At 47.2% G+C, this 21,341-nt stretch carries 16 protein-coding genes; all 16 read left to right on the plus strand.

Annotation, left to right across the window (positions count from 1 at the left end):
- The first annotated feature begins 16 nt into the window (after positions 1-16).
- Positions 17-1,417, plus strand: coding sequence for an ATP-binding protein (locus tag KE626_RS10410; protein WP_211972829.1), 1,401 nt, complete (start codon positions 17-19; stop codon positions 1,415-1,417).
- A gap of 10 nt (positions 1,418-1,427) precedes the next feature.
- Complete coding sequence (locus KE626_RS10415; protein WP_211972830.1) at positions 1,428-3,086, plus strand: NAD(P)/FAD-dependent oxidoreductase; 1,659 nt, start codon at positions 1,428-1,430, stop codon at positions 3,084-3,086.
- Between the two features lie 11 nt (positions 3,087-3,097).
- Positions 3,098-3,361, plus strand: coding sequence for a UBP-type zinc finger domain-containing protein (locus KE626_RS10420; RefSeq protein ID WP_211972832.1), 264 nt, complete (start codon positions 3,098-3,100; stop codon positions 3,359-3,361).
- Between the two features lie 360 nt (positions 3,362-3,721).
- Positions 3,722-4,321, plus strand: coding sequence for an RNA polymerase sigma factor (locus KE626_RS10425; protein WP_211972833.1), 600 nt, complete (start codon positions 3,722-3,724; stop codon positions 4,319-4,321).
- Positions 4,322-4,368: 47 nt separating this feature from the next.
- On the plus strand, positions 4,369-5,337 hold the full coding sequence (locus tag KE626_RS10430; protein ID WP_211972835.1) for a FecR family protein: 969 nt from the start codon (positions 4,369-4,371) through the stop codon (positions 5,335-5,337).
- A 33-nt stretch (positions 5,338-5,370) separates the two neighbouring features.
- Positions 5,371-8,757, plus strand: a complete 3,387-nt coding sequence (locus tag KE626_RS10435) for a SusC/RagA family TonB-linked outer membrane protein (protein WP_249207393.1) — start codon at positions 5,371-5,373, stop codon at positions 8,755-8,757.
- 17 nt (positions 8,758-8,774) lie between these two features.
- On the plus strand, positions 8,775-10,370 hold the full coding sequence (locus tag KE626_RS10440; protein WP_211972836.1) for a RagB/SusD family nutrient uptake outer membrane protein: 1,596 nt from the start codon (positions 8,775-8,777) through the stop codon (positions 10,368-10,370).
- 120 nt (positions 10,371-10,490) lie between these two features.
- On the plus strand, positions 10,491-11,939 hold the full coding sequence (locus KE626_RS10445) for a hypothetical protein (protein WP_211972838.1): 1,449 nt from the start codon (positions 10,491-10,493) through the stop codon (positions 11,937-11,939).
- A gap of 37 nt (positions 11,940-11,976) precedes the next feature.
- Entirely contained in the window at positions 11,977-12,609 is a 633-nt protein-coding gene (locus KE626_RS10450) for a patatin-like phospholipase family protein (RefSeq protein WP_211972840.1), read from the plus strand.
- Between the two features lie 62 nt (positions 12,610-12,671).
- The gene (locus KE626_RS10455; RefSeq protein WP_211972841.1) at positions 12,672-13,367 is read left to right on the plus strand and encodes a FadR/GntR family transcriptional regulator; all 696 of its coding nucleotides are present in this window, start codon (positions 12,672-12,674) and stop codon (positions 13,365-13,367) included.
- A gap of 137 nt (positions 13,368-13,504) precedes the next feature.
- A complete protein-coding gene (locus KE626_RS10460; RefSeq protein WP_211972842.1) occupies positions 13,505-14,425 on the plus strand; it encodes a dihydrodipicolinate synthase family protein in 921 nt (306 codons plus the stop codon).
- Between the two features lie 50 nt (positions 14,426-14,475).
- The gene (locus KE626_RS10465; RefSeq protein WP_211972843.1) at positions 14,476-15,633 is read left to right on the plus strand and encodes a tRNA wybutosine-synthesizing protein 4 beta-propeller domain-containing protein; all 1,158 of its coding nucleotides are present in this window, start codon (positions 14,476-14,478) and stop codon (positions 15,631-15,633) included.
- A complete protein-coding gene (locus tag KE626_RS10470; protein ID WP_249207394.1) occupies positions 15,623-16,840 on the plus strand; it encodes an MFS transporter in 1,218 nt (405 codons plus the stop codon). Before KE626_RS10465 ends, KE626_RS10470 begins: the two co-directional genes overlap by 11 nt.
- A gap of 13 nt (positions 16,841-16,853) precedes the next feature.
- The gene (locus KE626_RS10475) at positions 16,854-18,029 is read left to right on the plus strand and encodes a sialidase family protein (RefSeq protein WP_211972845.1); all 1,176 of its coding nucleotides are present in this window, start codon (positions 16,854-16,856) and stop codon (positions 18,027-18,029) included.
- A 190-nt stretch (positions 18,030-18,219) separates the two neighbouring features.
- Positions 18,220-18,645, plus strand: a complete 426-nt coding sequence (locus tag KE626_RS10480) for an SRPBCC family protein (protein ID WP_211972846.1) — start codon at positions 18,220-18,222, stop codon at positions 18,643-18,645.
- 297 nt (positions 18,646-18,942) lie between these two features.
- A complete protein-coding gene (locus KE626_RS10485; protein WP_211972847.1) occupies positions 18,943-21,321 on the plus strand; it encodes an ABC transporter permease in 2,379 nt (792 codons plus the stop codon).
- Positions 21,322-21,341: the final 20 nt, after the last annotated feature.

The raw sequence follows: 21,341 nt of genomic DNA on the forward strand, positions 1-21,341 counted from the left end.
CCGCAATTCCGATTTTATGGAACCCATTACAGCTATTCAGTTAAAAAATATTCCGGCATTAAAGGATGTTCCTTTGGAACAGTTAGACTGGCTGCTTGCGCAGTCGGAAGAAAGAAATGTGCCGGAAGGAGAACTCCTGTTTAAAGCCGGTGACCCGGTAGTGAATACCACCATCGTTATTAAAGGGAAGGTCCGTATTTCTGCTACTGTGAACGGTCATTACCGCGAAATATTTGAACTGAACGACGAGAGCATCACGGGATGGTTGCCTTTTTCCCGGATAAAAAATGCCTCAGGAAATGGACTTTGCCTGAAAGATACCCGCGTGATCTCCTGTCATGCCGATAAGCTGAAAACGAATATAGAAAAGCACTACGAGCTAACGGAAGCGCTGGTGCATATCATGACCAGCAGGGTGCGGGAAACTACTTCCTCCCAGCAGCAGGATGAAAAAATGATGGCGTTGGGAAAATTATCGGCAGGACTGGCACACGAGCTGAATAATCCCGTGGCAGCCATTACCCGCAGTGCCGCTGCGCTGGATGCCAATATCCGGAACAGCCCTGCTATATTCCGGGAAATGGCGGCTGTTTGTTTAACGGAAGCCCAGGCAAAGCTGGTGGTGGATCAACTGCTGAAGATGCAGGCCGCGCGGCCGGAAAAACCGCTGGGACTGATGGAATTGTCCGATAAAACCACGGAGGTGGAAGATTGGCTGGATAGCAAAGGCATACCGCAACTGGAAATAGCAGAGATATTGGCAGAATACAACCAGGATATCGACACCCTGGAAACGTTCAGCCAGCAGTTTCCGCCAAAACATTTGCCGGTGATCTGTTCGTGGATACACAGCGCGTTGGTGGCTAACCGCATGGTGGGCGATCTGCAGCTGTCGGCCAAAAGGATCTCCGACCTGGTGGCGTCGGTGAAAAGCTACACCTATATGGACCAGGAACCGGACCGGCAGTTTATAGATATCCACAACGGTATCCGGAATACATTGGCCATGCTCAATTACCGCTTACGTAAAGGAAATATTGAACTGGTGGAAAATTTTGATGCCACGCTGCCAAAAATAAAAGCATTGCCCGGAGAACTGAACCAGGTATGGACTAACCTGGTGGATAATGCTATCGATGCCATGGAAACAAATAAAAAAGGACGGCTGGAAATTGCTACGTCCAAAGACCGCCAATGCGTACATGTGACCATTATGGACGATGGTCCTGGCATACCGGCCGATATACAATCGAGGATATTTGAACCTTTTTTTACAACCAAGGAGATGGGAAAAGGCACCGGGCTTGGACTGGATGTGGTGATGCAGATCATGCAACGACACCATGGATCCGTAAAGCAAACATCGGTACCGGGGAAAACAATTTTTACCATCTCTTTTCCTATAGAAAATAACTAACTTAGAAAATATGAGTCTGCCTATAATATTTGCAATAGATGATGATCAACAGGTGCTGAATGCCATTACACAAGACCTGAAAGCCTACTATAGAAAATCGTACCGCGTACTAAGCACCTTATCTGCCAACGAAGCTTTACAAAGCTTGGTAGAACTTAAAAACCGTAATGAAACCGTAGCACTTTTTATTTCGGATCAACGGATGCCCGAAATGGAAGGCGTTGATTTCCTGCAACAGGCCATTGAAATTTTTCCAGCTGCAAAAAGAGTATTGCTGACGGCCTACTCCGATACCAGCGCCGCTATAAAAGCTATTAATGAATTAAGACTGGATTATTATCTCATGAAGCCATGGGATCCGCCGGAAGAAAAATTGTACCCGGTGGTGAACGATCTGCTCGATGACTGGCAGAATAACTACCGGCCGGAATTCCAGGGTATTAAGGTGCTGGGACATCCTTATTCCTCCAAGGCTTACCAGATAAAGGAATTCCTTGCCAGTAACCTGATTCCTTATCATTCTGTTGATGCTGCCAGTGAGGAAGGAAAGCTGTTACTGCAGATCAATCATCTGGATACTGCCGCCCTCCCCATCGTGATATTTGAAAACGGGGAAATTATGTCCTGCCCTGGTATTATCGATATCGCTGCCAGGATTGGATTGAATCCAACGCTGAAGAATGAAATCTATGATGTGGTGATTATAGGAGCCGGCCCGGCCGGGTTGGCAGCTTCTGTGTATGGCGCTTCCGAAGGACTAAAAACCTTGCTGGTAGAGCGTCATGCGCCAGGCGGACAGGCAGGCACCAGCTCCCGGATAGAAAATTACCTCGGCTTCCCGTCGGGGCTGAGCGGGGCGGAACTTACCCGTCGCGCTATTACGCAGGCTACCCGGTTTGGCACAGAATTCCTGTCGCCCCAGTCCGTGAAGGAAATAAAGCTGAAGGCAGATTATAAAATTGTATGCCTGGAAAGCGGAACAGAAATACATACCCGCGCAGTGGTGATTACTACGGGGGTTGACTACCGTAAACTGGATACTGCCGGTATTGAACAATTTACCGGCGCCGGTATTTATTACGGGGCTGCTACTACCGAAGCAGCATCCTGCAAAGCAAAGAGTGTGTATATATTGGGCGGCGGCAACTCCGCAGGCCAGGCAGCTGTATACCTTTCCCGCTTTGCCAGGGAAGTCTTTATCATCATCAGGAAAAAAGATTTGTCAGCTACCATGTCTTCCTACCTGATTGACCAGATCAGTTCTATCAGCAATATCACGGTATTGAGTCAGCGGGAGATAGTGGCTGCCAAGGGATCCGACAGACTCGAACAGCTTACAATAGAAAACCTGGAAACAAAAGAAGTAACCGAAGTGCCGGCAGACGCGCTATATATATTTATTGGCGCAAGACCTTATACCGACTGGCTGGGTGATCTTATTATTAAAGATGAAAAGGGTTATGTGCAAACCGGAAGGGAAATGAAATCATTCGATTATTTTGGTAAGTTGTGGAAGCTGGACCGGGAGCCTTACGTGCTGGAAACCAGCTGCCCGGGAATCTTTGCTGCCGGCGATGTACGTTCAGGCGCTATGAGCCGGGTGGCTTCCGCAGTAGGGGAAGGCTCTATGAGTATCAGCATGGTACATAAATATCTGGCAGAAGTTTAAAATTTATTGTTATGTCAATTTGTTCACATCTGAAAGCTATTACTGAAGTTAAAGTTGGGTCAGACTATGTATGCGAGGAGTGTATCAAACATCACGGGGAATGGGTGCATCTGCGCACCTGTCAAACCTGTGGTGTAACACTTTGTTGCGACGATTCTCCCGCCAAACACATGACACAGCATTTCCATGCCACCGGCCACCCGGTGATTGCCTCCGCCGAACCAGGGGAGCAATGGCTATGGTGCAATGTGGATCAGTCTTTCGCGGAATATTAACACCTGTCTTCATCATATCCATCACATTTAATCTTCGCCGCATTTACTAAAAGCTAAAAGCTAATGGCTAAAAGCTTTTTTTTCATATTCGAAAAGTAAATTTATATTGCTGTCACTAACGAGCATATAAGATCGCCGTATGATAGGGTATACCAACCTGTCCACGTAAAATTCAACTTAAAATCAACACAATACCAGCCGTTTTCTTTTTATATATAATGAAGGAATCAAGGGAGATGCATTCGCTTAGCCGTCTAAGCTAAATCGATTTTTAACAGGAAGTATCAGCCAGGAAATATCAGAGTTAATATCCACGTAATATTAGGCAATTACATTTGTAGGGACTGTTATATTCCATTTATGTCCGGGCACAACAATTTATCGTTCACTTATACATCCGCCGCTGCGCGCCAGGCGGACTTTGAAGCATCAGTAGCTGCTTACTGGGATAAATTACTCGGTATTGCAGTAGCCAAAACCAATGCCCACGATGCTTTCGACATCGTGCAGGATGTGTTGCTTTCCCTCTGGGAGAAATGGGAAGACGTGCCCAAAGATGAAACCCTGGAGTTTTATCTGCTCAACGCGCTGAAGTTCCGCATCTTTAAATATTATCGCACTAACGGCCGTTACCAGGCCCACCTGAGAAAGCTGGAATTATTATTAACAGATACACTCGAAACACCCGACGCACTGGGGCAACAGGAGATGAGCGGATTAAAGGAAGCCATTGTTAACGAAGCATTGGAGATCCTTTCTCCCAGCCAGCGACAGCTGTTTGTACTCCGGGTAAACTATCATTACTCCTATCAGAAAATAGCACAGCAACTGGGTATCGACCCCGCATCCGCACGCGTATTATATAGCCGTGCCCTAAAACAGGTAAAAGCACATATCAAAGAAAATCCGGCATTGTCTGCCAGCCTTGTTTCTTCTTTTTTGCTGTTTACAATTTCTTAACCTTGACATGAGTTAACATTTTTTGGTCTGCGGGTATTCTACTATACATGGCACCAAAAAATTATCCAAAGGCGCAAGCCCTCCTCGAAAAATTTTATGCGGGCAAATGCACACCCGAAGAACTGGCGATATTAGACAGCTGGTATGACGGTTTAAGCAATGAAGATGCAGCAGGTATGCCTGCTGCAGATGCAACTCTTGCCCGGCAACAATTCCTGGAAAATTTCCGCAGCAAGCTTACGCCTGTTCGGATAGCCTGGTGGAAACGCCCTGTCACAAAATGGACCGCGGCCGCAGCCAGTTTATTGCTGCTCACCGGAACAGGGTACTGGTGGCTTCACCAGGCAGGTCAGAAAACTGCCGGCTTTGCCGACAAATTTGTTGTAGTCACCAACGATACACACGCCCCCAAACTCGTAGTACTGCCGGATAGCTCACACATCTGGCTGAATGCCGCTGCATCCCTGCGCTGGAAGGAAGATTTTAACCGGCAAACACGCAGCGTACAGTTAACCGGCGAAGGCTTTTTTGAAGTACAGGGACAAACCGGTAAACCTTTTACCATCCGCACCCGCGACCTGAATATCCAGGTATTGGGCACACAGTTTAACGTGGAAGCCTATGCAGGCGAAGGTTTAACAAGGGTGTCGCTGGTACAGGGAAAAGTAAAAGTAAATACTGTAAAAGGTAACACCACACCTGCAGTATTAAAGCCCGGCTACGCAGCAGTATATAATAATGAAGACAGGAAAATGGGCGTGAGCGAAACCGAACCAGCTAAAGTTGCGGCCTGGAAAGATGGCGCCTTCAGCGCTACGGACCTACCGTTAAGAGACGCTGTTATGCGCCTGTGCACCCGCTTTGGCTACAGCGTACACTGGGAAAATGTACAGGGCGCCGACAAAAACATCTCCGTTATGTTCAAGAAGGAAAGCTTCACAAAGATGCTCGACAACTTATGTTATATCAGTCGTAAACAATATCGTATTTCCGAAAGACAGGTTACCATTTATTAAACACGTGCGAACACTCCCGAAAACATTTAACACATGAAAATGAAGTCTACCATTTCAGATCAGCACTCCCGCAGAAGCGGGCCCGCTGCATCCCGGATCAAACGATTCCTTATTATGGGATGCGCTCTTTTGCCGGCAACACTCGGATACGCCCGGCAAAACGGTTTGAACGAAAAAGTAAAACTGGATATTTCACGTGCCTCTCTTTCCCAGGTACTGACTGCCCTTGGCTCCCAGAGCACTTTTACATTCAACTATGTAAAACAGGATTTTGATAAAATCATCGTCAGTGATTTTAAACCGGATAACATTACCCTGAACGAAGCACTGAACCTGCTCCGGAATAAATCAGGCATCGAATACAGTGTTAGTGATAAATCTATCCTGCTGAGAAAAGCAGAAAAAGATCCCGTAACACAAACTACCCAGGTAGCTACTCATAAAATTACCGGTAGAATTACCACAGAAAATAAAGAACCTATACCCGGCGTATCAGTATGGGTAAAAGGCACCAAAACCAGGACAGTGACCGATGTTGACGGCCGGTATGAAATTGCCGTCGAAAATGAAAAGTCAGTGCTGGCATTCAGCTATGTAGGTTACGAAACGGTGGAAATGGTGGCAGGTAACGCAGAAACGTTGAACCTTTCCCTGAAAATAGCCAGCAGCGGGTTAAATGAAGTAGTGGTATTAGGTTACGGTACCGCAAAGAAGGGCGACCTTTCTGCTGCCGTATCCGTCATTTCTGATATGAAGCCATTGAAGGAACGCCCGGTAATGGATGTGGCAAATATGATCCAGGGCCGCGTACCAGGTGTTACCGTAGTAAGCAATGGCGGCCATACCAGCGACGCTAATAAAATAGTTATCCGCGGTGTGGGATCACGCAATGGTGAAAACGTTTTGTACGTGGTAGATGGTGTGCCCGGTGCACCGTTTAACCCGGCGGATGTGGAATCCATGACCGTATTGAAAGATGCTGCTTCTGCGGCTATTTACGGCGCCTTCTCCGGTTCTGCAGGTGTTATCCTGGTAACTACCCGTCAGGCAACCAAAGGAAAACCTTCTGTACAATACGCTGGTTTTATAGGGGCCAAAAACGCATGGCGTACCCTCGAATCACTCACTGCTGAAGACGAAGCCAAGGTATCCAATCTTGCACAACAAAATGCCGGCCGTCAGCCACTGGAAGGCTGGGATCCTGCAAAGAATCCATATGGCGCGGTAACCCGTACTGACTGGATGAAAGAAATATTCCGTACCGGTTTAATCCAGCGACATAACATCAGCGTAAATGCCGGCGGAGATAAATTTTCTACCCTCTTCCAGGCGCGCTACGAGAATGAAGAAGGTACTTTGCTGAACACCTATAATAAAAATATTTCCTTAAGATTTAATACCAACTACGAGTTTAATAAACACGTAAAACTCCGCCAGGATATCTTCTGGAATAACAACGATAACAGGGATGCGGAAACAGCGAGCGGCTATACCGGCGTAATTACCTCGGCTATCTACATGCCGCGTTCTGCCACCCCCTACTATGCCGACGGAACATTTGGCGGAACAGGCCCGCGTGATGGCGCCTACAACGGGATATACGGCGATGCGGTAAATCCCGTAGCTACCCTGCTCCGGAACCAGCCCTATAACAAGAAAAGTGACCTGCAGTCTGCTACAGAAGTAACCGTATCAGACATCCTGCCGGGACTGAATTACCTGACACGTTTTTCCTATCGCCAAACCACAGGATTGTGGAAAAATTTCGAACCAAAAAGAACAGAACCAGGAAAACCAAGTGAGCAAAATAAATTGTCTTACTCCACCGATAAAGACTATAGCTGGATCTGGGAAAATACACTGAACTATAATAAAATCATTAATAAACACAATATCGGTGCGATGGCTTCCATCACCGCCCAGGAATCCTCTCACCGCAATTTCACCGCTGCTGCCATGACCTTCGAAAATGAAGCATCCTGGGCACAGTTCTTTACCAATGCAAGCGTTTTTGATCGTACCCAGCCAACTGATGATGAATGGAAAGACAGATCAGCTTCTTATGTTGGAAGATTGGCTTATAGCTGGGCCGACCGCTACTTTGTAACCGGTAGCTATCGCTATGATATTGCCGGTAAACTGGCAGAAGGATACCGTGGTAAAGGCTTTCCGGGTGTAACTGCCGCCTGGAAAATCAGTTCTGAACCTTTCTTTAATGTTGCCGCAGTGAATTTGCTCAAGGTAAGGGCCAGCTGGGGAAGAATTGGTAACTACGGTTCTATTGCACACTACTATGGATATGCTAAATTGTCGCCCGATTATACTTACCAGATCGGTAACGGCGCACCACGCACCAATTCCCTGGCAATGTCCAACCTGCTTAATCCAACACTTTCCTGGGAAACTTCCGAGCAAAAAGACCTGGGTATCGATATCAGCATGTTGAAGCAACGACTGAATGTTACGGCAGATTATTTCGACAAAATTACCTATGACCTGATCCAGCAGCAAACTGCTGCATGGCCTAAAACTTTCGGAATAGATCCTCCGATGATCAACCAGGGAAAAATCGGTAACAAAGGATTTGAAGTAGCCGCAACCTGGAACGATCATATCGGAACAGTGGGTTACACCGTGGGAGCCAATATCGCGACATTAAAAAATAATGTGGTGTCTATTGATAACAACCCCAATTCTACCTGGTTACATGATGATGCCTTCCGTGGCGTTTTAACACCCTTCCGTTCAACCGTAGGACAACCCTATTACTCTTATTACCTGATTAAAACAGCCGGTATCTTCCAGTCGGACGACGAAGCTAAAGCCTATACGAAAAATGGCACCATGATACAACCATCTGCTAAGGCAGGTGACCTGAAATTTGTAGATCAGGATGGCGATGGTAAAATTTCAGACAACGATCGCGTTTACATGGGTAACGCTTTTCCTAAAGTAACCTACGGCTTTACCGCCGGTGTTAACTGGAAAAATTTTGACATGACCCTCTTCTTCCAGGGAGTAGGTGGCGTAAAGCTATTCAATGCCTTTAAGATGACTACCTTAAGCGGTTCAGAACAAGGTTATAACCGTTGGGACAAAATTCTGGATGCATGGTCGCCTACCAACAAAGGTTCCAATATTCCTATTATCTCTGCGGCTGATGCAAACACAAACTTTCAGACTACTTCCGACTGGTACCTGGAAAACGGTAACTACCTGAGATTAAAGAACCTGCTCATCGGTTACACCTTTAAGAAAATGAGCTGGAACCAGGGACTGCGTGTATACTTCAGCGGTGATAACCTACTAACTTTCACCAAGTATACCGGTATGGATCCTGAAGTAGGCGGTTTTGGACTGGATGGCGGACAATTCCCGATCTCCCGCGTGTTTTCTATCGGTGCCAATGTTAAATTCTGATCAAACAAAAAAGTATTATGAAAGCGAGAATCAATCATATCATCATATTGGCAGCTATGCTTACGGGCAGCAGCGCCTGCAACAAATGGGTAGACACCAAGCCGAACGGCGCACCTACCACCGCCTACTTCTGGCAGAGCGATAACGATCTGAAAAAAGCAACAGCAGACATGTACGTGATCATGCGTAATGAATCTACCTGGGGCCGCGATCTCTTCTGGATGCAGGATGCCAGCGATGACCTCATCGTGGGCAGGGCAAAAGCAAATGGGGAAAATATCAAGAACTTCATCCCCAGCGGAAGAGAAGGATACATGACCGAAGGCTGGAATGACCTGTATAAAATGTTGAACAGGGCCAACCAGGTAATACAAGGTGTACCTACGTCTAAAAACACGACGGAAGGCGCACGCAACCAGGCATTGGGCGAAGCCTATTTTATCAGGGGCTTTGCACACTTCTGGATCGCTTATCTCTGGGGACATAAAGACCAGGGCGTACCTTTCGATGGTCCCGAAAATCCTGAATTCGGAAAACGTATTGCACCGCAGTTGAAATCTGTAACAGATAACTATGCGCAGATTGTAAGCGACATGCAGAAAGCAGCTGATCTGCTGCCGCTGTTCGAAACCTACAGCGCCGACAACCAGGGCCGGGCACATAAAGCAGCTGCCTGGGGATATATGGTGAAAGCATACGCCTACTGGGCACAGTATGATCAATCAAAATGGGCACTGATCCCTGCTTTGTGCGATAAAATCAAAACAGAAGGGCATCGCGCACTCCTTACCGGCAAAGGAAGCGGCAAAGATAACTACAGAGCTGTATTCTCCATTGCCAATAACTGGAGCTCAGAATATATGTGGTCGGTGACTTCCGGTGTACAGGGCGGTTCTGAATTTCCCGGTGTAGTACTGGAAAATACCGGCTGGAGCATTTACAACGGCTGGGGATATTTTCAACCCACCGCAGAACTGTTTGATGCGTACGAAGCCAACGATCCACGGCGTGACGTTACCATCCTCAATTTCGGGGATAAGTTTACTTTCTTCGGCGTGGAACGCGCTTATTTTTCTACCAATAGCTTATCGGGATTCCAGATGAACAAATACATGGAACCTTATAGCTACGGAAAGAACAATGAACCCAGCAGCAATCCCAATATCAACCAGAGCGGCGATTATCCTACCACCGCATTGAACCTGCCGCTGATGCGCTATGCAGAAATATTGCTGTTCAAAGCAGAAGCATTGATTCAACTGGGCAAGAGCGGCGAAGCAGCTGGTCCGCTGAATGAAGTGCGCAACCGCGTTGGGCTGGTATCAATCCCTAATCCAACCATGAATGATCTGAAACATGAGCGCAGGGTGGAACTTGCCTGCGAGTGGACCGACAGACTGCAGGATCTGAAAAGATGGGGCGACTATGCGATGATCAATGCACCGCTTCACGGCCGTATTCACACAGATAAATTGAATCCCGCTTCTCCCTATACTATCCAGCAGGTATGGCCAAAGCGTAATTTTGATCCTAACAAACATATGGCATGGCCTATGAATCCGGACGAAATTGCAAAAAGCAATGGCGCTTATAAACAAACACCAGGCTGGTAATATTTAACCAACAATTGTATAACAGGGGATGTCTCAAAATTAAATGAGGCGTCCCCTTTGTATTTCCCCTTCCCTTTACCTGGAAATTATTGTTACTTTATGTAACAATAACCCCCCGTTATGAACCAAAAAAACAAACTGTTTGCCAACATCTTCCTCTGCCTTGCCGGTGTAATCATCAGCTGTACTGCGCCCGGTGCCAAACAGCGCCCTGAAATACCCGCAATGCCCGATACCTTCCGGGTGGGAGCAAAGCCGTTGTTCAGGGACTTTATGGGTATTAACGGACATGTAACGTTTAAACCTGCATTATACGGGCAGGTGTGCCGGCTGGTACGCAGTTATCATAATATCGACTGGGATGTAAAAGCTATTGGTGATTCGTTTTCCATACCGGTAACAATCAACCATATCAACTGGAAAGAAGGCGTGTATGGCCCCTGGAAAGCAGGCGGTTTTGAAACGGATATTTGTTTACAGTTCCTCGGATTTGGTTTGGGCTCTCCCGGCTACCGGCAGCTCTGGAAAGGACATGAGGAGTGGGCATATGATTATGGAAAAGCGATGGCTGCCTACTATGGTCCCTCCGGACAGGAAAAGCTGGGTACTTCTTTTGAAATTGACAATGAACCGGGAAACAGGTTTGACCCCGCGCTGTTTAAAACGCTTTTTACAAAAATGGCGGAGGGTATCCGTGCGGGTGATCCGGCGCTGAAAATTGTAACACCCGCTGTGGCAGCAGGTAAGGGCGATGACTATGCGATGGGATTAGATCGCATGTATGCTGATCAAACAATTCTTCCACTGTATGATGTGATCAACATACATACGTACGCCACTATGGAAAAGTCTGCTACCAACCCCAATACCTGGAACAGGAGTTTTCCGGAAGATACTTCCCTGCAATACCTGAAAGTAATAGACGAAGCAATAGCCTGGCGTAACCGGCAGGCCGGGGGGAAACAAATTTGGATAACGGAATTTGGGTATGATGCCTGTACGCCGGAAGCGATGAAGCGGCGCAAGGACTGGGCCCTGAAGCTCGACTGGCAGGGGGCCAGCGATCTGCAGCAGGCGCAATACCTGGTGCGTTCCTTCCTGATGTTTGCTACCCGCGATGTACAACGCGCCTATCTTTATTTTTATAACGATGAAGATGAAGCTTCTTTTCATGCCGCTTCCGGGATTACACGCAACTTCCAGCCGAAGATGTCTTTCTGGGCAGTGAGGCAGCTGTATCAAACCCTGGGCGACTATCGCTTCCGGCGGATCGTAACAAAGCAGGAAGGAGCGTTGTATGTATTTGAATTTGAAAAAGACCATGATCCGAAGTCGCTGGTTTGGGTGGCCTGGTCACCTACAGGCGCCAGTACGCATCAGAAAAACAACTATCAGCCACAGGTGATAAATGCTGTATTGGATAGTTTACCATCACTGCCGGAGAAAGTGGCTGTGATGGCTACCGCTGATGGTGCGGCGCCTGCGGCAGACTGGAAGAAGAAAGACAAACATTCGGTTACCCTTGCCGTGGGTGAAAGCCCGGTATATATTATCATGCGTAAAAAATAATGCAACGCGGATTGCCGGTGTTCTTTATATTAGCCGGATGAATAACCCTGCAACGAATATAAGCCGACCATTTGTTTTATCCGGAGGTGGCGCCCGTGGCTACGCTCACCTTGGCGTATTAAAAGCATTTGCAGAACAGCATATTTTCCCGGAAGCTATTTCCGCTACCAGCGCAGGATCTATCGCTGCTGCTTTTATCTGTGATGGGTATAACACCGATGAGGTGAGGGAAATATTCGCTACTAATTTTTTAACCGGCGATCAAACTATTTTCAGCGAAGGCGCGTTGATTCCTGCGGTGCTGGCAGCATCTTCTGTGCCGCTGCTGTTTCCCCCGGTGGAAATCGGAGGTACGCAGTATGTCGACGGCGGCCTGTCGGGTAACCTGCCCATAGAACCGCTGCTGGGGCAGTACCGCGATATCATTGGCGTACACGTAAATCCGCTGACGCCTTATAACCCCGCCAACGGTTTCCTGGCCAATGTGGAACGTACCCTGCACCTGGCTATCCGCGAGCCGGTGCTCAAAAACAAACTGCTGTGCAGCCGCTTTATAGAGCCGGAGGCACTGGGGCGTTTTGGTATGTTTGAGTTCAACCGGCTGGAAGATATCTACACAGTAGGACTGGAGCATACGCGTCATTTATTGGAATCGGCACCTGCCAGGTAACCGATTTTATCCGGGATTGTTATTTTGTAGTACATTTAAACAAAATACCGCATACGGGTTATATGGAGATCGGGAACTTACATATCGATATTGAGAAAGTGAGCCATAAAACAATGGCAGATGAAGTAGAAACAAAACTGCTGGAATACCTCAAAAGAAAATCATTTAAACCTGGAGATGCGCTGCCCAAAGAAATGGAGCTCACTGCCGCCCTGGGCGTAAGCCGGAACGTATTGCGGGAAGCCCTGAGCCGCCTGCGGATGCTGGGCCTGATAGAAACCAAAAAGCGCCGGGGAATGGTGCTGTCCAGTCCTGATATACTGGGATCAATGGAAAGGGTAATGGACCCGCTGATCATTGATGATACTACCCTGCAGGATATCTTCGAGCTGCGGCTTACGCTGGAAATGGGACTGGCAGATATTTTATTTCTCCGGAAAACAAAAAAAGATATAGAAGAACTGGAAAAGATAGCACTGCAGGAGAAGGCAACCCGTACTAAACAAAACTTCCGGATCAAACACGAGGTAGATTTCCACGGCAAAATTTACCAGATGACCGGCAATCGCACGCTGCAGCGCTTCCAGAATATGCTGCTCCCCATTTTCGGCCACCTGGTCAATGAAGAAAAAGTACCCATCGGCGGAAAAGTAAGTCACCTCGACCTGGTAAACCTGCTCAAAACCGGTACCCGCGAACAATTCAGGCAAGGCATGCGCGAACACCTGGAACACCATTTCCAAAAACTGAAGAAGTAATCAGCGCTTTTTTTTAGAGGAATGTTTTGCGGTCTGGAATTTTTTTGGCAATTTTAATATGTAGGACATAAGTATTTAATAGTATTGTTGAATGTTCGCCTTTATTGCCTGAAACACTGTTTCCAAACCAAAATAACATGAAGTATCAACATATCGAAGGACTGATAGCAGCGGCTTTTACTCCTTTTCACGAGGATGGTTCCCTGCACCTGGAGCTGATCCCGGCATTAACGGATAAGCTCGTGAAAGACGGGCTGAAAGGCATATTTGTATGCGGCAGCAACGGAGAGGGCCCCAATATGACTACGGAAGAAAGAATGCAGGTGGCTGAAGCATTTGTAAAAGCAGCAAACAAACGTCTGCTCATCATTGTGCATGTAGGACACAGCAGTATCGCCGAAGCCCGGAAACTGGCCGCACACGCGGCTTCTATCGGGGCAGATGCTTTTTCATCGGTAGCTGCTTTCTATTTTAAGCCCACTTCGGTGGAAAACCTGGCGCTGTGCATGGCCGATATTGCCGGCGCGGCTCCGCAACTGCCCTTCTATTATTATCATATTCCCACGTTAACAGGCATAGGTATGGACATGATCGCATTCCTGGAAATAGCAGGTGCGCTCATACCCAACCTGGCCGGTATTAAGTATACGTCCGCTACCATTCATGAATACCAGTCCTGCCTTAATTTCAGGAACAACAGCTTTGATGTCTTATTCGGTTACGACGAGCTGTTGTTGCCGGCATTGTCGGTTGGCGCAAAGGGGGCCATTGGCAGCACCTATACTTTTGCTGCTCCGCTGTATCTCCAAACAAAAGCGTATTTTGAAAAAAGGGATATCCCGTCGGCCCAACAGCAACACGCATTTATGGTAGAAGTGATCCGGATTTTTGCAAAGTATCCGCCTATCCCGGCACAAAAAGCCATCATGAAAATGCTGGGATGGAACCTCGGGCCGTGCCGCCTGCCGCTGACTACTTTCAGCACGGCACAGTATGATCTGCTGTACAAGGAACTGGACGCCATTTCCTTTTTTCAAAAGATAGCATCCGCACAATAGAAAAGCGGTTATGGGTTGACCGGGTTTTCAACAACAAAATTTCAGCGTTCATGAAACAGCTGCTTTATATTTTAACGATGGCTGCAATGGTAACTAACATAAACGCACAAACGAAAATAGTACCGGACATTGTATGGTCGGTGGCAGCAGCCTTGCCACCGGCGCCGGGAAAGGAGCTGCAGCCTGGTGTGGCCGGCCCTGTTACCGGGATCAGTGGTAACGTGCTGGTGGTTGCCGGCGGCGCCAATTTCCCGGAAGGCATGCCCTGGAACGGCGGCAAAAAAAAGTACCATGACGTTATTTACCTTTTTCACCATACTGCATCAGGCGCCATTGCTCCCGGTAAGGTGAGCCGTCAGCGGCTGCCGCAACCGCTGGCATATGCCGTCAATGTGACCACGCCTGCAGGACTGGTATACATTGGCGGAGAAAATGAAAGCGGCATCAGCAACCAGGTGACATTGTTAACCTGTAAACCACCTGCAAATGATATTCAGTTTACCCGCCTGACTGCTTTGCCGCTGCCACTCACCAATGCAGCAGCAGCTTACAGCGCACATACAATATATGTGGCAGGAGGCGAATCGCCCGCCGGCACTTCCGCGAAGTGTTTCTCCCTGGATATATCAAAACCCGGTGCAGTTTGGCAAACATTGCCCGATATACCCATTCCTGCTGCTTTTGCCGTATTAGCTGTGCAACAGAACGGGCTTTACCTGTTAGGCGGAAGAAGAAAAAATGCCAACGCGATCAGCGACATTTTCAATACAGTATACCATTTCGATTTTTCCACCCGGCAATGGCAAACAGTGGCTCCGCTTCCCTATGCCGTGAGCGCAGGTACCGGCGTTGCTATCGGGCCCACCGGTATTTTATTGTGTAGTGGTGATAAGGGAGATGTATTCAGTAAGGTGGAAAAACTGAATACGGTCATCAGCCGGGAAGAAAATGAACCAAGTAAACAAACGTTGTTGGCAGAAAGAAACGCATTACTAAATCAGCATCCCGGGTTTACCAGGGAAGTGCTGTTGTATAATACCTCCACAAGCCGTTGTGCCCGATTGTCGCCTCTTACCATAGCCGGACCGGTAACAACCACCGCTGTGCTGTGGCAGGGTGATATCATTATTCCTGCCGGAGAAATCAGGGCCGGCGTACGCACCCCACAGATTATTTCCGGTAAAATAAATGATCGCCATGAAAAATAACCGCAGCTATAAATGGATAGTGGTAGGGCTGTTGTGGGTAGTAGCACTGCTCAATTATATGGACCGGCAAATGTTGTCGACCATGCGGCCTTCTATGCAAACAGATATTGCTGCGCTGCAATCGGCCACCCGCTTCGGCTACCTGATGGCGATTTTCCTTTGGATATACGGCCTGATGAGTCCTGTATCCGGCCTGGTTGCGGATAAGTTCAACCGGAAATGGCTGATCGTAAGCAGTTTGTTTGTATGGTCCGGTGTTACATTTGCCATGGGATATGCCACCACGTTTCAACAGCTGTATTGGCTGAGGGCGGTCATGGGTATCAGCGAAGCATTGTATATTCCGGCGGGTTTATCGCTTATCGCCGATTTCCACAGCTCCCGCACAAGATCGCTGGCAGTAGGCATCCACATGACCGGCTTATATATGGGATCGGCCCTGGGCGGCTTCGGCGCTACTATTGCCGCACAGTTTTCCTGGCATGCCACCTTTCATACTTTCGGCATCATAGGCATGGGATATGCCCTGGTATTGATATTGTTTTTGAGAGAAGCCAATACCCGTGACGACCATGCAGCAGTCTCCCAACCGCCGTTACTGAAAGGCCTAAGCTTTTTGCTGACCAACATCTCTTTTTGGATACTCTTGTTTTATTTTGCGGTTCCGAGTCTCCCGGGATGGGGCATCAAGAACTGGTTACCCACCCTGTTTTCCGAAAGGTTACAGATAGACATGTCTGCCGCGGGACCCCTATCCACCATTACTATTGCAGCCTCTTCTTTTTTAGGCGTTATCGCCGGCGGGCTGTTATCGGATAAATGGGCGCAAACAAATATCCGTGGCCGTATCTATACCAGCGCCATTGGTTTATCGCTCACCATTCCTGCACTGCTGCTGCTGGGACTGGGGCATAGCCTGTTATATGTGATGAGTGCTGCTATGTTATTTGGCGTTGGATTCGGTATGTTCGACGCCAATAATATGCCCATACTCTGCCAGTTTGTACCGGCCCGTTACAGGGCTACCGCCTATGGTTTATTGAACATGTCCGGCGTATTTGCCGGCGCATTTATCACCGATCTGCTGGGTAAATCAACTGATGCAGGTAACCTGGGCAAAAGCTTTGCCATGCTGGCTGGCGTGGTATTGATCGCATTAATTATTCAACTCTCTTTTCTCCGGCCGGCTGCCGATGAAAAAGTATAATGGTATCATGACTATGAAGAAATTTTTCTTGATCATTGCATTATTGACAGGCATACTGTCATCGCAGGCGCAACAAAAAGAAGTGCCTGTATTTGTGTCGGGAGCAGATGGCTACAAAGCCTTCCGTATCCCTGCTATTATCAGTTTGCCCAATGGCGAGCTGCTGGCTTTTTGTGAAGGCCGGGTAAACGGTATGGGTGATTATGGAGATATTGACATGGTGATGAAGCGAAGCAGTGATCATGGTAAAACCTGGTCGCCCTTACAGGTGGTAGCAGAAGATGGACAAATGCAGCTCAGCAACCCCGGGCCGGTAGTAGATCTTACGGATCCGGCCTTTCCCCGCGGCAGGATATTTCTTTTTTATAATACAGGTACCACCAAAGAGTCTGATATCATCAAAGGAAAAGGTATCAAGCGTTGCTACTACAAAACCTCGGCAGATGGTGGCCATACCTGGGATGCGCCGGTAGATATTACCTTGCAGATACACCGGCCTAAACAACCGGAAACAGACCCGGCGTTTAATTTTGCGGACGACTGGCGCTATTACGCCAACACGCCCGGGCATGTGATGCAGTTCCGGGAAGGCGCTTTTAAGGGAAGAATTTTTATAGCGGCTAATCACAGCGCCGGCCCTGCGGTGGCGCATGCGGCGCATTATGTGGCACATGGTTATTATACCGATGATCATGGCAAAACATTTAAACTGGGTAACAGCATTGCATTTCCCGGTAGTAATGAATCTATGGCCGTGGAACTGTCGGACAGTAAACTGATGATGAACAGCCGCAATCAGAACCGGCAGGATATAAAAGCACGCGTAATATCTGTAAGCAGCGATGGTGGCGCTACCTGGGACACTACTTATCGCGATTTGCAGTTAACAGATCCGGTATGCCAGGGAAGTATTTTAAATGTAGGACGCGCCGGCAAAAAGAATATACTGGCATTTTGTAATGCCGCCGATACGCTGGAAAGAGATAACCTCACGCTTCGCATCAGTTTTGATGAGGGAAAAACCTGGAAGCGGCAATATGTGATATACAAAGGTAACGGACAGCAAAAAGCCGGCTATGCCTACGCGGCCTATTCCGATATCGTGCAACTGGAAAAGAAAAAGATAGGCATCTTATATGAAAAAGATCATTACTCCTCGATCGTTTTCACTACCGTGAAATGGAAATAGGTATCCAGGTTTACCATAGGCGGTGAAATACAGGCTGGCAGATCATAGCCGGCCTTTTTGCGCTTATCGGGCAAAGAGTGTCGCAAAGTATACACTATTTTGTCGTAATCCCCCTTCCTGCATTTTAAGTACTCATGGTATGTTTGCATCAACAAAACAAACAAACACAAAAACTTTAAAACGTAATAAAATGAGTACTGCAGTAAAAACTTCGATCACTGTATCCGCTATTGTAAATGCACCTGTTGCTAAAGTTTGGGATGCCTGGGGAAAACCAGAACATATCGTTAACTGGTGCAGCGCCTCCGCCGATTGGCACGTTCCAAAAGCAGAAAATGATTTACGCACCGGCGGTACTTTTTCCACACGTATGGAAGCAAAAGATGGCAGCTTTGGATTTGACTTCGGCGGCATCTACGATGAAGTCAAAACAAATGAAATAATTGCCTACACCATGGGCGATGGCAGGAAAGTACATATCACTTTTGAAGGCGAAGGCAATGCTACCAAAATAATAGAAACCTTTGATGCCGAAGCTGAAAATAGCGTGGAAATGCAACAGGCAGGCTGGCAGGCTATCCTGGATAACTTCAAAAACTACACAGAGGCGCTTTAAGATACGTTTTGCGAAAGCCGCTAAGCTGGCTGCTTTACCAGGCTTGTTTCTCTGCTGAATAACCCCTTTATATATATTTCAACAGCCGCACAGATCATCGTATCAGTGCGGCATTTTTTATGTTCGTATGACCGGAAACGGACAGCCATTGTTTCGAAAATGAACAATGCGGAAAATATAAAATATTGATTTTCAGTAGCTGGATGTCAGGTATCGTATTTGAGGAAATGGAAATCCGTAGTTTGCATCAGCGGCAACTCATAAGTAGCATCGTCATCGCTTTTAAATGACCATCACATGTTCAGAAAAAATATCCGCATCACCTGGCGAAACCTGGTGAAAGACAAGCAGTTTACTTTGCTTAACCTGGTAGGGTTATCCACAGGCTTAGCCTGTTCTCTGTTGCTATGGTTATGGGTGAGTGATGAAAGAAATGTGGATAAATTTAATGAAAAGGATAAACAGCTATACCAGGTGCTGGTGAACGCAAAAGGTAACAGCGGTATTGAAACCATGCCCTATACGCCGGGTTTGTTAGCAAAAACATTAAGAGAGGAGATGCCGGAAGTGGAGTATAGTGTATCGGTACTTCCGTCGCAATGGTTTCCGTTTAAAGGTGTGATGACCAACGGTGATACCCGTATTAAAGCAAGCGGACAGTATGCGGGGAAGGATTATTTTAATGTATTTACGATGCCTTTGCTGGCAGGTAATAAGCACCAGGTGCTCTCCGATAAATACAGTGTAGTTATTTCGGAGGAGATAGCCAGGAAATTTTTTAATACTACCAACGGTGTGGTGGGGAAATCATTGAAGTGGGATAACGGTGAGCTTAGCGGGCTGTTTACTGTTTCAGGCATATTTAAAAGTAATCCGCCATCTGCCACACAGCAGTTTGATCTCATTTTTAGTTACGACCTGTTGCTGGAAAAACGGCCTAATTTGCTATATTGGGGGAACCAGGATCCTTACACATTTGTCATTGTAAAGAACAATACAAACATCACCCAACTCAATAATAAGATCAGGGATTTTGTGCGGCAGAAAGATAAGCATGCCGACGTTGATCTTTTCCTGACACGTTTCTCAGATCAGTATCTCTATGGAAAATATGAAAATGGAGTACAGGCCGGCGGACGGATTACCTATGTAAAAATATTTTCCATTATTGCAGCACTGATCCTCCTGATTGCTTGTATCAATTTTATGAATTTGTCTACCGCCAGGGCTTCCCGCCGGATGAAGGAGATTGGTATCAAGAAAGTAATGGGCGCCAGCCGTGGTACCCTGGTGATGCAATATATCGGCGAATCCATGCTGATGAGTTTTTTATCATTGGTACTCGCTATCATTTTTGTGATCCTGTTATTACCGGTGTTTAATGATATTACGGGCAAACAGCTAAGTCTGCATATAACGGCCGATATGCTATTGGCGGTAACCGGTATCACCCTCCTGACAGGCCTGGTGGCTGGCAGCTATCCTGCGTTGTATCTGTCCGGTTTCAACCCCGTATCGGTGTTGAAAGGAAAACTGAATACTTCTTTTGGCGAGGTGATGGTACGCAAAGGGTTGGTGGTATTCCAGTTTACCTTATCTGTTGTATTTATAGCCGCAGTACTGATCGTGTACAAGCAACTCAGTTATATACAGTCAAAGAACCTGGGATATAACCGGGATCATCTTATTCATTTTGAAATTCCGTTGCAGGAAGATTCTGCTTCGTTGAGTCATGCTGCTGCTTTTGTAAATGAACTAAAAAGTATACCCGGTGTGGTGAATGCCTCCAGCTATTATCATAACCTGATGGGCGCCCATGGTGGCACGTCTGCGCTGCAATGGTCCGGGAAAGATCCGAACACAAAGATTGGTTTCTCCAACCTGGAGGTAGGATACAATTTCCTCGAAACCGCTGGCATCAGCATAAAAGAAGGGCGCAATTTTTCCCCTAACAGTAATGCGCAGAAAGAAATTGTACTCAACGAAACAGCGGTTAAAAGTATGGGATTAAAAGATCCTGTAGGTAAAACAATTAAGCTTTGGGGAAATGACCGGGAGATAGTAGGAATAGCAGCAAATTTTAATTTTGAATCGTTGTATCAATCTGTTGGTCCATGTTTTTTCCAGTCATTTCCGGCAATGCCCAATATTATGGTGAGAGTAAATGGTAGTACAGAAGAAAGCACCCTTGCGGGCATTCGAAAAGCATACCAGCAGTTTAACCCGGGGATGGCGTTTGAGTATCGCTTCCTCGACGACGATTACCAGGTGTTGTACGCTTCCGAAATGCGCATTGGCCGGCTATCCCGTTACTTTGCAGGTTTGGCGATTATTATATCCTGTTTAGGTTTATTTGGGTTGGCTGCATTTACCGCTCAAAGAAGACAAAAGGAAATCAGTATCCGTAAAGTAGTGGGAGCTTCTGTGAGCGGTTTAACGTTGCTGCTGTCGAAAGACTTTTTCAAACTCGTGCTGATCGCCGTTGTAATCGCGTTTATGCTGGTGTGGTGGGGAATGAACAACTGGCTGGATCAGTTTGCATACCACATTCACATCGGCGCAGATGTATTCCTGGTTACCATCGGCGCTATATCATCGATTACGTTATTAACGGTGAGCTTTCACGCCATTAAAACAGCAGTGGCGAACCCGGTACGCTACCTGAAAGCAGAATAGTGACATGCCATCACGTGTTG

It is taken from the genome of Chitinophaga hostae (assembly GCF_018224885.1).
In the GTDB taxonomy this organism is placed as follows: domain Bacteria; phylum Bacteroidota; class Bacteroidia; order Chitinophagales; family Chitinophagaceae; genus Chitinophaga; species Chitinophaga hostae.